Raw genomic sequence first — 15,626 nt, forward strand, 5'->3', positions numbered from 1 at the left:
CACATGGATGGAATTGAGGAATTGCAGGATCAGATCGGCCAGATGACGATACAGACATTCCTCACGACGCAGGTAAAAGAATAGATCAGCGCTTCGTTCCCATTCACTCTGAGGATCCTTATGCGTGTACAGTTGAACCGCTTTCCCGGCGGACTGCAGAAATGCCTTACGCTGAGTTACGATGACGGGAAAACAGCCGATCGGCGGCTTGCCGGCATCATGGATTCGAACGGCGTACGCGGAAGCTTCCATCTCAATTCCGGTTTTCTCGGCGATGCAACGCATATAACCAAAGAAGAGATACCGATGCTTTTTGCGCGGCATGAGGTTTCCGTGCACACGGTAACACATCCGCACCTGGAATACGCCCCCGCGGAAGTGATAGCCCGCGAGATACTTGATGATAGAAAAAACCTCGAGGATATCACCGGAGCGCCGGTACGCGGCATGTCCTATCCGTTCGGCACGTTCAATGACATCGTGCTGCGCATGCTGCCGTCGCTCGGTATTGAATATGCGCGGACGACGGTATCGCACAACGGGTTCTCTCTGCCTGATGATTTTCTCCGCTGGGGCGCGACCTGCCATCATAAGAAGGACTTACTTGCAACGACGGATCGCTTTATCGCCGAAGATCCGCGCGGTCGGCTCCTGCTCTATTACCTGTGGGGGCACAGCTACGAATTCGACAATGACAATAACTGGGACCTCATCGAATCGTTCTGCAGGAAGGTCGGCGGACGGACCGATGTCTGGTATGCGACGAATATCGAGATATGTGATTACATGAAAGCCGTGCGGTCGCTCATATTCTCGGCGGACGGCACTGTCGTACGGAATCCATCGGCGAAGTGCGTATGGATAGGCGTCGATGCACGCGCAGTGGAAGTGCCGGGCGGCGCAGTAATCGATCTGAAATCCCCCTGAGTATTCGGCACCATATATCCATCCCGGGGCGAGTGAATTTTTTTGTAGCTGAAATATACTGATCGATTAACGCCGGATTAAGAGGGATAGACACGAATTGCACGAATAAACACGAATAATTCGTGGGAATTAGTGTAATTCGTGTCTGGCTAACCATAGCCATTTGCAATTATTTCGCTGCGTTGCCACAATAGAAAGTCACACACCATCCCGGGCTGCCGCTTGACATTTATCGTGAGATATTTACATTTAATCATTCTTAATATTGATAAAGGGGAATACTATGATCGGAAACGGAAAAAAACTTACCAGCACCAATGGTGCGCCCATTGTAGACAATCAGAATGCAATGACCGCAGGCAAACGCGGACCGATGCTGCTGCAGGACGTATGGTTCCTGGAAAAGCTCGCGCATTTCGACCGTGAGGTGATACCCGAGCGGCGCATGCATGCGAAAGGCTCCGGCGCCTTCGGCACGTTCACGGTAACGCATGACATCACGAAGTACACGAAAGCGAAGATATTTTCCGCCGTCGGGAAGAAGACCGAACTCTTCGTGCGCTTCTCCACCGTCGCGGGAGAGCGCGGTGCCGCCGATGCGGAACGCGATATACGCGGCTTTGCGATGAAGTTCTACACCGAGGAAGGCAATTGGGACCTTGTCGGCAACAATACGCCGGTGTTCTTCCTGAAAGACCCGCTCAAATTCCCCGACCTCAATCATGCGGTAAAGCGCGATCCGAAGACGAACCTCAGGAGCGCGAAGAATAATTGGGATTTCTGGACAAGTCTTCCCGAGGCGCTGCATCAGATAACGATAACCATGAGCGAGCGCGGGATCCCTGCGAGCTATCGCCACATGCACGGTTTCGGCAGCCATACGTTCAGCATGTACAATGCAAAGAATGAACGTGTGTGGGTGAAATTCACACTGAAAACGCAGCAGGGGATAAAGACCATCACCGATGCTGAAGCCGCCGCGATCATCGCCAATGACCGTGAAAGTAATCAGCGCGATCTTTTTGACAGCATCGAGAAGAAGGATTTCCCCAAGTGGACGATGGCCATTCAGGTGATGACCGAGGAACAGGCGAAGAAAACACCGTTCAACCCGTTCGATCTCACCAAGGTGTGGCCGCATAAGGATTATCCGCTCATCGAGGTCGGTGTGATGGAGCTTAACCGCAATCCGGAGAATTATTTTGCCGATGTGGAGCAGGCCGCGTTCAATCCGGCGAACATCGTTCCGGGTATCGGCTTCTCTCCGGATAAAATGCTGCAGGGGCGTCTCTTCTCCTACGGCGATGCGCAGCGTTACCGGCTCGGTGTGAACCATCATCAGATACCGGTCAATAAATCGCGTTGTCCGTTCCTCAACATGTTCCACCGCGACGGTGCGGCACGCGTGGACGGCAATCACGGAGCGACGCTTGGTTATGAACCGAACAGCTACGGCGAATGGCAGGAGCAGCCGGAATACAAAGAGCCGCCGCTTGCGCTTGACGGCGCCGCCGACCACTGGGATCACCGCGAGGACACCGACTATTACTCGCAGCCGAAAGCGCTTTTTAACCTCATGAACGACGCCCAGAAGAAGGTGTTGTTCGAGAATACGGCGCGTGCGATGGGCGATGCCCCGAAGGAAGTGAAGGTCCGCCACATCGGGAACTGCCTGAAAGCGGATACGGCGTACGGCGAAGGTGTTGCGAAGGCGCTCGGTATTCCGATGAGTGATGGAAAATAAGGCGGGCAGCGTTTTTTTATGCGAAGAGCAGGAGGCTTACCGCCATCACCGCCATACCGGCGATAAGTCCATAGATCGAAAGATGATGCTCCCCATACTCGCGCGCGGTAGGCAGGAGTTCATCGAGCGATATGAACACCATAATGCCTGCTACCATGGCAAAGAGCACGCCGAACACAGTGTCGTTCATGAACGGGCGGAGTATCACATAGCCGACGATCACGCCGACGGGCTCAGCGAGCCCGGAGAGGAATGAGAGCAGGAATGCCTTGCGCTTGCTTCCGGTCGCATAGTAAATAGGTATCGATACCGATATCCCTTCCGGTATATTATGCACGGCTATGGCCACCGCAATGGCAATGCCGAGCTTCGGGTCCTTCATCGCCGCGAGAAAAGTAGCGAGCCCCTCGGGAAAATTGTGAATACCGATGGCAAGTGCTGTGAGTATGCCCATGCGCAGAAGCTTTGACTTTTTCAGCGCTTCTCCCGTGCTCGCGCCCTGCACTTCCTCAATGCGGTGCGACTCGTGCGGGTTAAAGAACACCGGCACGAGCTTATCGATGAGGGCGATGAGCGCAATGCCGCCGAAGAATGAAAGGACGGTCAGCCAATAGCCGGGTCTATCCCCGAGCGCGCCGACGAGCGCGCTTTTCGCCTTGAAGAATATCTCCACCAGGGAAACATAGATCATGACGCCCGCGGAAAAGCCGAGCGCTATCGAAAGGAATCGCGTGTTCGTGCGCTTGGCGAAGAACGCGAGCGCACTCCCGATGCCGGTGGCGAGTCCCGCAAAAAGTGTCAGCCCGAACGCAATAACTACTGTCGTATCCATCGTTCTTCCTGGCGTTTCGGGTCTATCGGTTTCATGGGATGCTCCTTACATCGCACAGTATAACAAATACATACGAATTGACAACGACAGCCATTCTGCTCAGCGCGGCTTTACGGTGAACGTCGCCGCCCCCCCCGCGAAGAGCCGTATCCTGATGCCGGCACTATCGACGGACAGTGCGGGTGTGCTGTCGCATACGGCGTTCGTGCCGATGAGCGACGGCTTGAGCGTGACGGTCATGTCGCGGCTTGCGGCTATCGTAAGTGAGCGGACATCCCATCGGAGGAGCACGTTTACGGGGCGGTCGTCGCCGGTGGAGAATGACAGGCGGGCGTCCGCGTAGTCCGTGTCGCCGATGAAGAGTGCGTTCGTATTGCTGTAGCAGTATCCTGTGCCGGTCACCGCGCGTGAGGGCCTGAGCGTCAATGTCCCGCCGATACCGCCTTCATCGATGAATGAACGAAGGAAGCGCGTACAGTATACGATCGGTTTCGGGACCCCGACGAGCGGTGCTGCGTAGCGATACATCCCCATACGCGCGTACGCATTGAACACGCTGCGGTCCTCCGGCACCCATGAGGCGTAGCGCTCCTTGAGCGTGACAGGCCAGTCGTTGAGGCACCATTTCATCACGCCGCCGTATCCGTTCGCGAACGCGTAGAGATAGTGTGCGAACTCGGCGACGGATGCCGCATCCTCATCGAGGGGCTTCTCGTTCACGAGCGATGCTGTTGAATAACCGAATTCACCGAGCGTTATGACCTTCTTCGGGAATTGCTTCCGCAGTCGGTCGAGCACGGTCATGTTCGCTTTGATGTCGGCGAGGGAGAGCGGTGCTTCGTACGCGTGATACGAGACGAAGTCGAGCGCATTGTTGGCGGGCAGAAGCGCATGGAACGAATCGTATCCGACGGTTATCGGTGTACGCGCATCGACGGCGCGTATCGCTTTTATCTGCCACGATATCCATTGATCGAACACGCCGTTGTACGCGGCGAAAGCATGCTCCGCTTTGGTATCGAAACGCGCGGGGAGCGGCAGCGTCGCATCGCGGAACGTTCTCGCCCCGAGCAATGTTCTGTCGACATACGATTTCCATCCGTCGGCGTATTGCACAAGGGAAGCGAGCGGTTTTCCGTTATTCGTTATCTTCGATAATCCGTCGGGGTAGGGCTCGTTCTGCAGATCGTACCCGATGATCGAAGGCTCGTCACGACATGCGGCGGCGATAGTGCTTACGATGTTCGTGAGCTTCACGCGGTCATAATGCTCGGATGTATTGCCGACGAGCACGGGAAGAAGATATATGCCGTATGCGCGGGCGAGCGATGTGATATATGCGAAGCGTTCCCGTGCGGCGATGATGTTCTGTATCCCGTACAGCCGTGCGACATTGATGCCGGCATTCGTCATACGCCGGAAGTCCTCTTCAATGAACTCCGGGTTCCAATGCTGCCAGAACCGTGAGTCGAAGCTGCCGAAGTGGTTCACGCCGATCATGAAGGAACGACGCCCGCTCTCGGTCTGAGATCCGTTCCTGGTGAGCACCGCGCGTTCAAAAGCCGTCGGGGCATTGCTGTGCCGTGGAGCGAGCATGCGCTGATAGCGGTTCGATGCTATCGTGCCGAGCGTCCGCGATGCGAGAAGTCCCGCGATATCCGTGATCAATGCCGCGAAGCCGCCGGTACGGTAAAAGGCTTCGTCATGGACGCCGAAAAAGCCAAATACGTTCGACCGCCCGGCGCCGAAATATACCGCCATACCCGCGGCGATGCCCTCACGGCGGCCGTGCTCATCTATGGAAGAAAGGAGCGGTATGCTCATCGATTCGCCGGGGAATGACATGCCGACGGCGGATATGCCGCCGTGGAGTACTGCTATTGTCGGGAGCTTCAGCATCGGTGAATAATCCGTCCAGGGGACCGCGGCACAGGCATTCGTGTAGATGCATGCGTCGGTGTCGAATGCATCCGGAAATGAGAAGTGTATATCGTTGGCTATATCATCGGGGAGCGTGAGCGTTCCGATGTCATCCGCGGAGAACGCATGCATGCCCTTTGCGTACTGCGTAATGCCTGCACGAAATCCAATGCCTATCCTGACAACATCGGAGAGAAGCCCTGCATTCCCCGTTGGCGATGGAACGGAGCGGAATGAACGTGCTGACAGGTATCGCCGCCGCCAATTCGTCGTTACCGGTGTTTTTGCCGTTAAGCGGGTCCCATCTGCCTTGGTTATCTCGACAGCGAGCGACGGTGTGTTCGCATCGGCTTTGAGCATGAGCGTGAGCACGTTCGCGTCGGTAGCGATAGACGCACGCGGCAGTGCGCAGGAGAACATGTCCCATCGGCTTTGTTGATCGCATCGCACCGAAAGCGAGCGCCCGCGATACCCCGGGACAAGGGAGAGCGTTGTGTCGACGGCTTCATCGGAGTCGTGGCGCCAATCACCGCTCAGATCACAATCGACGGCGATACGGACGCGCGATGACATGCGCTCCAGTATCTCATCCCTCGTGCGCCAAGCCCCGTCGTGCTCGTATGCGGTATCCGCGAATGCCCGGCCGCCGAGCAGCAGAAGATCGCCCCCATCACGTATGAAACGGACGAGCGCATTGCTTGCCGTGTTCGGGAAGTATGTCGACGGAAAAATGATGCAGTTGAAATTCGATACCGCGCATACCGACGCGTCGGAAAGATCGCGGAACGTTATCGCGGTGACGCCGTACCGGGCGTTCGTGAGCGGACAGAGCACCGCATTGTTCATGGCGTCCGAACGTGAACGCGGCTCTGCGGCAACGGTATCGGTGACAAGGGCGAATCGGTACTGGTTCGAGCCGTAGTCGATATCGATGCCGAGCATGATCGATGAAAGCATGAGGAGAAGAATGAGCCGTTTCATACTGCCTTTGAACGGATGGAAAGGGTGAATGACGGATATACTATCGGCTACGGGGATATTTATCAACGGGGAAGGCGGTCCATATTTCATGGAAAAGAAAAATGCGACCACAGAGATTTCTCTGTGGTTCTTCTTTCCCCTTATGTGAGGATTTGGTCCATTGGATGCCGCGTGACAATATACGGTTACGATGGTATAATTTGTGCCATGAAAAAGATCATCGCGGGCATCGCTGCTATTCTGATCCTGTGCGGCTGTGCCGGTATACCCGTGCGCAATGCCGCGCACGAGGAGGCGCTCATCATGATCAAGGTGAGCGCGCGCGGGAGATATTACGGTTTTGTTTCGTATGTCTCCTTCAACGGCAATCCGATGATAGTCTCTCTTAAGAACGTCGACAGCGGTGCGGAATACGGATCGGTATTCGAGCGTGATGGTTTTTGTTTCATCGGCCCGGTGCCGAAGGGACGCTATGCCCTTTCTCGCGGTACGATACGTTCACCCGCGGCGGATCTCGATGCTGTCTTCAGCCGGATCACGAACGAATTCGTTGTTGATGAGGGGCCGTATTATCTCGGCGAGTACAGCGCTGTGTTCAATAATGACGGTTTCATTCTCAGCGCCGCCGAGCTTCATCCCCTGAGCGGACGTGATGCGGGGAATCGTATGCGCCTGCGCATGCTTCTCAATGAGGAAGAGCGGGAGAAGGGATGGAGATTGAAGTGATGCCGAGCCTGTCACACGCTTCGCATACGGTGCCGCGGTTCCTTCGTCGTGCCCCATATCGATGCATAGGTCGCGATATCGTTCGCCTCTATCGATGCGGTCACATCCCCTTCCTTGCGCTGTCTGATATAGCAGGTGCGATGCCACACGAACGGTCCTCGGGACTGTACGAGCGCACGTGTGCCGCGAGATGCGACGAGACGGTTCATGAAATCCCAATCCTCGCAGGCGAGCGTGAATCGGTCGTTCACACCGATGGTCCGGTAGGTCGCCGTATCGATGAGGAAGCAGAATCCATAGCACCATTTTCCGTCATCGGGATGCCGCTGATTGATGAAGAGCAATGTCCCGTCCTCGTAGCGCTCTATCATATAGCGAAGCCATGTTCTGTTCGGGAACGTCATATCGGTCTGTATCGTGACGCAGTGATCGGTCTTCACTTCCGCAAGGCCGATCTTCAGCGCTTTGACGAAGTTGACGTTCTCGGGAAGATGGATGACACGGATGAGATCATGCGCTGCCTCGTATTCTGCGAGGATACGCTTCGTCTCCGGAACGGAATCATTATCGATGATGAGGAGCGTAAACGGCTGTTCATCGCGGGTAGCGAGGAGCGACGACAGACATGCCGAAAGGAGGTTCGGGTAATTGTAGGACACCATGAGCAGCGTGACCGTGCGCGCACGGTTCTCCGCGAATCGGCGGCGATGGAAGCGATCGAAGATGGTCAACGACATGAGCGCGATTGTATCACGCGGGGATGCCACGTCAAATGAGCGATGAAAAATATCGCCTTGCAAAAACCCGGGGCCGACGTACAATCCTCTCATGGAGCAGAGAATTACCGACGATACGGCTTTGCCCGCGCTCACCGCGGGGGTGTTCTTCCATCATCTGCCGGGCGGTCACCATGCGAGCCCGTATACCGCCGATATCTTTGCCGGGTTTTATTCGTTTAAGTCTCATCGCCCGGTGCACTGGATACAGTGCGATACGGAACACCTGGAAGACTATATCCGCACGAACCGCCTCGATGGTGCGGTCATCGTATCCCCGAATTTCACCGACAATGATGCGGTGCTTTCCCGCGTACGCGATACGGGGCTCCCTGTCGTGCTCGTCAATCATGACGCATCGCATTTAGGGATACCTTCCGTCCGTTCGGACAATACGAGCGCGCTCACCGAGCTCGCCCGGCATCTGGTGGTAACGCTCAAGGTGAAGCATGCCGCATTCGTCGGATATTCGCTCAGGTTCTATGACGCCGTCGAACGTCTGTCCGCGTTCAGGAAAGCGCTTTCGGATTTCGGCGGATCACTTTTTGACGACGACGTTCTCTTTACCGAAGGCGATACCGCCAAGCTCATCGAATGGCTTAACCGTGTCGTCCGTCCGGACAGCCGTCCGCGTGCGCTCGTCGTGAACACGGAATTCATCGTGCGTCAGACCATGATATGGACGCGCGAGAGCCGCATACGCGTACCCGCCGACATCTATATCGCCGGTTTTGACGATCCGGTAGTCTATGAATTGAACGAGCCGACGATAACCGCGATAAAGCAGCCGCTCGTCGAGCTCGGGACCACCGCCGCGCAGATGCTCCTCTCGCGCATGGAGCACCCCGACGCGAAGCTCTTCGACATCGTGCTGGAGAACAAGATCATCTACCGTACGAGCCTGCCGCTCGGTCATCAATGACACGGATGCGCTGCCACTTTCCCTGAAGGAAGCGTGCGAGCATGACCACAAAAAGCAGAGAGATATACACGACGATAAGCCAGAACGTCGCCGCCAGTCCGAGCTTCAATACGAAGATCATGATGTAGGCAGGCAGCACGAGGAATATCGGTGCGGATATGCTCGTTGCGATCATGATGAAGAGCGTGTCGCCGGCGTTGCGAAGCACCGTCATTATCACGATGAGCGCCGCATTGGTGAGCACCCGCGCAGCCGTTATCCGTATGAGCGGTATGGCGAGCGTGAACACGACCGCAAAATCGGGCGATGAGCTACTGAACGGCAGGATGAAGAATTCAGGCACGATGAAAAAAAGCGATGCAAGCACGGCATTGAAGGCAAGCGCGACGGCAACGCCCTTGCGCGTCACTCGCCAGACGTTCTTCGAGCGGCGTGCGCCCATTTCCTGGCCGGCGATGATGCCCACACCGGTGGCAAGCCCCATGACCGGCATGAACGCTATCATCTCGATATTGAACGCGATGCTCGTTGCCGCCATGGCATTGCGCCCTGTCTGTTCGATGAACATGATGAATATGCCCCAGCCGCCGATATCGACGAAGAATTGAAGCGCCGAAGGCATGCCGTAGCGGACGAGGCGAATGAACATCGACGGGACGAACAGAGCGACGGCAGTATATGCTTTGCGGCGGTTGTCTCTGCTGAAAAAGAAGAACGCATGGAGCGCCAGGTTCGCAAGAGAAGCGATGAGTGTCGCGACACCGGCGCCGATGACACCGTTGAGCGGCACCCCGAAAAGCCCGAAGATGAACACATACGCCAATATCGCGTTCACGATGTTCGCGGCGATATTGAGCGCCATGGGTATCTGTGTCTCCCCGCGCCCGTTGAAGAACGCGCTGAGGCAATTGGTGAGAAGGCTTATGATGCCTGCGGCCATGGTCAGATAGAAGTATGCCGATGCAAGCGCCACCACGGCCGGCGGCCGTCCGCTTATCGCAAGGAGTTTCACGCACAGGGGGGATACCGCGAGCAGTATCACGCCTGCGCCGAGCGAGAAATATATCCCCTGCCATACCGCACGCGCCGCGTCCTTCGGGCGTTTCGCCCCATGATACTGAGCGACGAGCGCGGGCACATACCACGTGAGGCCGAAGAAGAGACTTGCCACCGTGAACGAGAGCATGCCGGCGGGTATCGCCACACTGAAATCATCGAGCCCGTAATGTGCGAGGAAGGCCCGGTCAAGGAATTGCATGACATTGAACGAGAACGAGGATATGATGGTGGGTATGGAGAGCGTAAGGATGCGCTTCATCGATATGGGATCACTCTTCATGTACAACCAACTACTTGGACGCCAATACGAGCACCGCCGTCACGGCGAGCATGACGCCGCCGACAGTGAAAAGCAGCTGCGATCCGATGACCGCAAATAGTGGATGCATAGGTCAACTCTATGATACGCAGAACAAGGGCTCATGAGCCCTTGTTCTCTCATGCGACGGACGCTATTGTCAGACGTGCGAACGAGTCTACTTCTTTATTCCATAGAACGTCGCAGCCCCCGGGTACGAAGCGACATCGCCGAGCTCTTCTTCGATGCGAAGCAGCTGATTGTATTTTGCCACACGGTCGGTGCGCGATGCGGAACCGGTCTTTATCTGCCCGCAATTCGTCGCTACCGCTATGTCGGCTATCGTCGCGTCCTCGGTCTCTCCCGAGCGATGCGAGAGCACGGCGGTATAATTCGCCTTCTGCGCCATCTGCACCGCATCGAACGTTTCCGTGAGCGTGCCGATCTGATTGACCTTGACGAGTATCGAATTGCAGGCGCCCTTCTCGATGCCCTGTTTCAGCCGCTTGGGGTTGGTCACGAAGAAGTCATCGCCCACGATCTGGATCTTATTGCCGAGCGCCTTCGTCATCTTCACATAGCCGTCCCAATCGTTCTGATCGAGCGGGTCTTCGATGGAGATGATGGGGTATTTCGCCACCCAGTCGCTGTAGAGCTTTATCATATCATCGGCGCTGAAGAGCTTCGACGGATTCGACTTCCAGAACTTATAGCCCTGCTTGCCGCCTTCTTCGAACAGCTCGCTCGATGCGCAGTCAAGCGCTATCGCAAAGTCCTTATCGATACCGGGCGCGTACCCCGCCTTCTCTATCGCTTCCATGATGTATTTGAGCGATTCTTCGTTGTCGATGTTCGGGGCAAAACCGCCCTCGTCACCGACATTGGTATTGTGTCCCGCTTTCTTGAGCACGCTTTTCAGGTTATGGAACACTTCGCAGACCATGCGTATCGCGTCGCGGAACGTCTTCGCGCCCACAGGCATGACCATGAATTCCTGGAAGTCGACCTTATTGTCCGCATGCTTGCCGCCGTTGATGATGTTCGCCATCGGCACCGGGAGCATCTTCGCGTTCATGCCGCCGAGATAGCGGTAGAGCGGTATGCCAAGCTCCTCGGCGGACGCTTTCGCGACAGCCATGGATACGCCGAGAAGCGCGTTCGCGCCGAGCTTGCCCTTGTTCTCCGTGCCGTCGAGATCGATGAGGGCTTTATCGATGGCGTTCTGTCCGACCGCCTCAAGCCCTTCTAGTTCACCGGCGATGATATCATTGACATTTGCCACCGCTTTCTCGACGCCTTTGCCGAGATAGCGCTTCTTATCGCCGTCGCGAAGCTCTACCGCTTCGTGTTCGCCGGTGGATGCGCCCGATGGGACCGCAGCGCGCCCCATGGCACCGGATCCGAGATAGACATCCACCTCAATGGTGGGGTTCCCGCGTGAATCGAGTATTTCCCGCGCGATAATATCTTCGATATGGGACATTTGAAACTCCTTGGTTTTTTGTGCGCGCAGAGTATATCACAGCCGGAAAAAATGACAAGAACAGGGCGGGACTTCACTTGCGATCGGATCGTTCACCCGTATGGTTATTCGATAGTCCTGCGATGTCTGAGATAGTCAGCGATGAGGATATCCAGACGGCGGTCCGCGGCACGGCATGGTATCCCGTCATTCGCCATTTTTATGAACAGATGCTCCGTCATGGCAACGGCATATGACGATGTTCTCTCGATATACTCCGGGAGCGCGGCGTACACATCCCCCGCGGCTATGGTCTTAAGCACATCGCCCGTGAGTTCGCAGATGACAATGGCGCTTCTGCCGCTATGCATCCTGAACACATCGTTGTACGAGATCGGTCCTTTGGAAAATCCCGCCGCGATCGATCTGCGGTCGATGACGGCGGCATCAACAGCCGTTTCCTTCATGACCGCTGCTGCCGCCAATTTCCCGGCGGGACTGTCCCCGCTCCTTGCGTGAGGGATATCAGCGGACGCAACGGCAAGTAATTCCCCGGCCTTTTCACGGTACGATCGTATCGTTGCCGCGACCTCGGGGTCTTCGGGAATGCCGGCATCCACCGGGATCAGTACGCCCGCTGCGGATATTATCTGCGCCGGCGGACCGGTCTCGAGAAGGATGTCGACGCGGCCGAGGCAGGCATAATGCTCGCCCGCTTGCGCGATGAGCGTGGAATTCGACGGGGAGGACATGCTCGGCATGAGGAATGCCGGAGACAGCACGGTATGCGAATGTCCGCCGATGACAACACGGATGGGGACACTTGCCGCCAGGCGCCTGTCCTCATCGAAACCGATATGGGTGAGCGCAATGATGATATCGTTCGATGCAAGCTCCGGGTACAGCATCTGTGCGCACGGTACGGCGTCCTGCATGGCGAGCTCCCTTGATCCCGCATGCTCAAGGCGGATGAAGCAGAGCCCGAGAAGCGCTGTCCGTACGCCGCCGACATTGGTGATGATGTACGGCGGGAACAATCGCATGCCGTTGGAACGAAGCGTGATGTTCGCACCGAGGAATGGGATCGCGGTGAGCCCGGAGAAACGGAGTACATCCGCCGCCCCGCCGTAAAAATCGCCGTTGCCGGGAATGTATGCGTCGAAACCGAGTTTTTCCATCACGGCGAGGTTCGCGCCCCCGCCGGACATGAGCGTCATTGCGTCGCCGCGGGAAAGGGTGTCGCCCGTATGGAACAGCAGCACCGGGGCATCGTTCGTCGCGCGTATCGCCTTGATGAGCGATGCTATCCTCGCTGCCCCGCCGATATTCGTGCCGTTGAACATGAACGGCTCGAGGTGTCCATGCGTATCGTTGATATGGAGCACGGTTATCTTCTGGCGCGCACCGGACAGTATGCTGACGGCAAGCAGTATAAGAATCAGGGATCGAAGCATCATGGGGTTCGGATCACGCTCTCTTCTCTGTCGGCGGAAGGCTCCATATCACCCATCGATCGCGACCCGCATCCTTCGCGCGGTACAGCGCCTCGTCAGCACGTTTTATGACGGCATCGATATCGGCGTCCTCGGGTGTAAGTTCCGACAATCCGGCGCTGAAGCTTACGGTGAATATTTTTCCGGCATCATCGGTAAAACGCTCCTTGCGCAATGTCGCCGCGACATGGTCGATGGCGAAGCGTGCGTTCTCTGCCGATGTGTTCGGGAATATGACGAGGAATTCCTCGCCGCCGTAACGGCCGACGATATCGGTGAGCCGGAACGTCTTTCGCATGAGCACGGCTATGGCCCTGAGAACACGGTCGCCGATCAGATGACCGTAGGTATCGTTGATGCTCTTGAAATTATCGATATCGACCACGGCGAGCGCGAATCTCCCGTAATAGGCTTCCGGACGCTGTTTCGCCTTGAAATCGTTCTGCGCGGGTGTAGCCGCTACCCCTTCCTTCAGGAAAAAATCGAGATCGGCGCGCTGGCGTTTAGCCCGGAATATCTCGATGGTAGCCGCTTCAAGAAGCGCCCGTCGATTCATGAGCCCCGTCAATTCGTCGGTTTTTGCCTGTTCGGAAAGCTTCATGTTGAGCGCGCGTATCTTCGCTGTCAGATCATGATCGCGCCCGATGACGATGCAGACGATGAGCGTCATGGCGAGCCCGACCCATGTCCCCTGATGCATATAGTTCGCCCAGGGGTCCTTCTCGAAGATCATATAGATGACCGGGATATAGGTGACTGACGCCGCGGCAGTGGCGATAATGCCCACACGCAGGCCCCAGAGGAGTGCCGCAACAATGACAGGGAGCGACAGCGTGATGGAAGCGGTACGGGCGAAATAGTAATTGAGAACAGGATAAAGGCCGAAGGTTACTGCAATGGATGCAAGCAAAATGATGATATCTCGTACGAGCACCTTTCGCTGCGGTGACGAGAAGAACTGCTTTATGGCGCCGCCGATGCCCATGAAATCACCTTAATTGACAGAATACAGCATAGTATGGTGAATGTCAATCTCTTCCTGTAAATTCTCACTTTTTTCGTTCACCCCCTTGCAAAATATCCGGAATTATGTTAATATAGCCCCAACGACATACAAGGACCTGCATCCGTGTATTTCTTTCTGGGAGGGAGAAATATGCATCGTATCGAATTAGACCAAAGCGCGATGAGCGCAACAAATCCAACGATAATCAAAGTAGTGGGCGTGGGCGGGGGCGGCGTGAATGCCATCAACCGCATGATCGACATGGGCATTAAGAACGTCGAGATGATCGCGGTCAATACCGATCGTCAGGCGCTTTCTGTCGCCCTTGCCGACACGTCGCTTGTCATCGGTGAGAAGATCACCGGCGGCCTTGGTGCGGGCATGGACCCCGTCAAGGGCGAGGCATCGGCACGAGAGGATGCCGGAAAGATAGAGCAGGCGCTTCGCGGTGCGCATCTCGTGTTCATCACGAGCGGCTTCGGCGGCGGCACCGGCACCGGCGCCGCACCCGTCATCGCTGAGATAGCGAAAGGCATGGGCGCGCTCGTCGTAGGCATCATCACCAAACCCTTCGAGATGGAAGGGTCGCTTCGGATGAAAATAGCGGAGGACGGCATAAAGAAAATGCTCTCCGTCGTCGATTCGCTCATACTCATACCCAACGAGAACCTTTTCCGCATACTCGGCGATCGCACGCCGTACCAGGAAGCGATACGCGCTGCCGATGATGTGCTCCGCCAGGGCGTCGCCGGCATTTCGGACATCATTACGATACCGAACACGTTCGTGAATATAGACTTCGCCGACATACGCACGATGATAGAGCTTTCGCGCGGGCGCGCCCACATGGGCATCGGCTCAGGGAAGGATGACGATCGCGTGAAGAAAGCGATGGATGCGGCGCTCCACAATCCCCTCCTTGATATCGACAATATCCACGGCGCGAAGGGGATACTTGCGAACATCGTCTGCTCGAAGGATTTTTCCATCGCCGAATATCGCGAGGCGGCGGCGCTGCTCGAATCGTATGCCGACTCCGATGCACGCATCAAGATCGGCGTGACGAGCGATGAATCGCTGAAAGAAGAAATACGCGTGACCGTCATCGCCACCGGATTCGAGGCGACGGCCGCGCAGAAGACAAGTGAGCGCATCGAGGAGAAGGGTGTGCGCGAAGAGCGCCGGATGATAGAACGTCCGGCAGCCCCCGACCGCGAACGTACGGCACCCTCGCGCGACAGGGAGGCCCCCGCACGCGCGAAAGAATATGTGCTCTCCGACAATACAGGACCGGTTGCGGAAGCGCCGGCGGACAAGCCGAAGATAGAGCTCCCGTTCACGGTCGTGGACGACAAGGACCTCGAGCAGCATATACGCCGCGGCAATCTCGAGGACCTCGATTCGCTCAGCGATGAGGACGTGGAGATCCCGGCGTTCATGCGCCGGCAATCGGTACTGAAACGCAGTTAGGACGGAGAGT

12 protein-coding genes are annotated in these 15,626 nt (G+C 56.5%); 5 read left to right on the forward strand and 7 right to left on the reverse strand.

Translation table 11 applies throughout. The features are described 5' to 3' along the window. The first annotated feature begins 120 nt into the window (after positions 1-120). Together AABZ39_19900 and AABZ39_19905 are read left to right on the forward strand one after the other, a co-directional pair. The gene (locus tag AABZ39_19900; protein ID MEK6797047.1) at positions 121-927 is read left to right on the forward strand and encodes a polysaccharide deacetylase family protein; all 807 of its coding nucleotides are present in this window, start codon (positions 121-123) and stop codon (positions 925-927) included. Between the two features lie 283 nt (positions 928-1,210). Further along, positions 1,211-2,671, forward strand: coding sequence for a catalase (locus tag AABZ39_19905; protein MEK6797048.1), 1,461 nt, complete (start codon positions 1,211-1,213; stop codon positions 2,669-2,671). Between the two features lie 16 nt (positions 2,672-2,687). On the opposite strand, the gene zupT is transcribed toward AABZ39_19905, so the two are convergent. Next, complete coding sequence (gene zupT, locus AABZ39_19910; protein ID MEK6797049.1) at positions 2,688-3,503, reverse strand: zinc transporter ZupT; 816 nt, start codon at positions 3,501-3,503, stop codon at positions 2,688-2,690. A 99-nt stretch (positions 3,504-3,602) separates the two neighbouring features. Then, a complete protein-coding gene (locus AABZ39_19915; GenBank protein MEK6797050.1) occupies positions 3,603-6,404 on the reverse strand; it encodes a hypothetical protein in 2,802 nt (933 codons plus the stop codon). 207 nt (positions 6,405-6,611) lie between these two features. Between AABZ39_19915 and AABZ39_19920 the strand changes: the two genes are divergently transcribed. Further along, positions 6,612-7,130: a hypothetical protein gene (locus tag AABZ39_19920; protein ID MEK6797051.1), complete on the forward strand. Its 519-nt coding sequence runs from the start codon at positions 6,612-6,614 to the stop codon at positions 7,128-7,130. A gap of 11 nt (positions 7,131-7,141) precedes the next feature. Here AABZ39_19920 and AABZ39_19925 read toward each other — a convergent pair whose 3' ends face one another. Further along, positions 7,142-7,867: a glycosyltransferase gene (locus AABZ39_19925; GenBank protein MEK6797052.1), complete on the reverse strand. Its 726-nt coding sequence runs from the start codon at positions 7,865-7,867 to the stop codon at positions 7,142-7,144. A gap of 91 nt (positions 7,868-7,958) precedes the next feature. Here AABZ39_19925 and AABZ39_19930 point away from each other — a divergent pair, with 91 nt between their 5' ends. After that, positions 7,959-8,828, forward strand: a complete 870-nt coding sequence (locus AABZ39_19930) for a substrate-binding domain-containing protein (protein ID MEK6797053.1) — start codon at positions 7,959-7,961, stop codon at positions 8,826-8,828. Here the strand turns inward: AABZ39_19930 and AABZ39_19935 are convergent. The 4 genes from AABZ39_19935 to AABZ39_19950 all read right to left on the reverse strand — a co-directional run bounded on the left by AABZ39_19935 (position 8,791) and on the right by AABZ39_19950 (position 14,125). Then, positions 8,791-10,167: an MATE family efflux transporter gene (locus tag AABZ39_19935; GenBank protein MEK6797054.1), complete on the reverse strand. Its 1,377-nt coding sequence runs from the start codon at positions 10,165-10,167 to the stop codon at positions 8,791-8,793. The two genes, AABZ39_19930 and AABZ39_19935, sit on opposite strands and share 38 nt — an antisense overlap. 196 nt (positions 10,168-10,363) lie before the next feature. After that, positions 10,364-11,668 (reverse strand): phosphopyruvate hydratase, encoded by a 1,305-nt coding sequence (gene eno, locus AABZ39_19940; GenBank protein MEK6797055.1) that lies wholly within the window; start codon positions 11,666-11,668, stop codon positions 10,364-10,366. A gap of 104 nt (positions 11,669-11,772) precedes the next feature. After that, the gene (locus AABZ39_19945) at positions 11,773-13,104 is read right to left on the reverse strand and encodes a metallophosphoesterase (GenBank protein MEK6797056.1); all 1,332 of its coding nucleotides are present in this window, start codon (positions 13,102-13,104) and stop codon (positions 11,773-11,775) included. Between the two features lie 10 nt (positions 13,105-13,114). Further along, positions 13,115-14,125, reverse strand: coding sequence for a diguanylate cyclase (locus AABZ39_19950; protein MEK6797057.1), 1,011 nt, complete (start codon positions 14,123-14,125; stop codon positions 13,115-13,117). 171 nt (positions 14,126-14,296) lie between these two features. Here AABZ39_19950 and ftsZ point away from each other — a divergent pair, with 171 nt between their 5' ends. After that, the gene (ftsZ, locus tag AABZ39_19955) at positions 14,297-15,616 is read left to right on the forward strand and encodes a cell division protein FtsZ (protein ID MEK6797058.1); all 1,320 of its coding nucleotides are present in this window, start codon (positions 14,297-14,299) and stop codon (positions 15,614-15,616) included. Positions 15,617-15,626: the final 10 nt, after the last annotated feature.

It is taken from the genome of Spirochaetota bacterium (assembly GCA_038043445.1).
Taxonomy (GTDB): Bacteria; Spirochaetota; Brachyspiria; order Brachyspirales; family JACRPF01; genus JBBTBY01.

What these genes read in the sequence shown, in the direction of transcription:
- AABZ39_19945 (MEK6797056.1), bottom strand. Translation starts at nt 13,104, where the DNA reads ATGATGCTTCGATCCCTGATTCTTATACTGCTTGCCGTCAGCATACTG.
- AABZ39_19915 (MEK6797050.1), bottom strand. Translation starts at nt 6,404, where the DNA reads ATGAAACGGCTCATTCTTCTCCTCATGCTTTCATCGATCATGCTCGGC.
- AABZ39_19950 (MEK6797057.1), bottom strand. Translation starts at nt 14,125, where the DNA reads ATGGGCATCGGCGGCGCCATAAAGCAGTTCTTCTCGTCACCGCAGCGA.
- eno (MEK6797055.1), bottom strand. Translation starts at nt 11,668, where the DNA reads ATGTCCCATATCGAAGATATTATCGCGCGGGAAATACTCGATTCACGC.
- ftsZ (MEK6797058.1), top strand. Translation starts at nt 14,297, where the DNA reads ATGCATCGTATCGAATTAGACCAAAGCGCGATGAGCGCAACAAATCCA.
- AABZ39_19905 (MEK6797048.1), top strand. Translation starts at nt 1,211, where the DNA reads ATGATCGGAAACGGAAAAAAACTTACCAGCACCAATGGTGCGCCCATT.
- AABZ39_19925 (MEK6797052.1), bottom strand. Translation starts at nt 7,867, where the DNA reads ATGTCGTTGACCATCTTCGATCGCTTCCATCGCCGCCGATTCGCGGAG.
- AABZ39_19920 (MEK6797051.1), top strand. Translation starts at nt 6,612, where the DNA reads ATGAAAAAGATCATCGCGGGCATCGCTGCTATTCTGATCCTGTGCGGC.
- zupT (MEK6797049.1), bottom strand. Translation starts at nt 3,503, where the DNA reads ATGGATACGACAGTAGTTATTGCGTTCGGGCTGACACTTTTTGCGGGA.
- AABZ39_19930 (MEK6797053.1), top strand. Translation starts at nt 7,959, where the DNA reads ATGGAGCAGAGAATTACCGACGATACGGCTTTGCCCGCGCTCACCGCG.
- AABZ39_19935 (MEK6797054.1), bottom strand. Translation starts at nt 10,167, where the DNA reads ATGAAGAGTGATCCCATATCGATGAAGCGCATCCTTACGCTCTCCATA.
- AABZ39_19900 (MEK6797047.1), top strand. Translation starts at nt 121, where the DNA reads ATGCGTGTACAGTTGAACCGCTTTCCCGGCGGACTGCAGAAATGCCTT.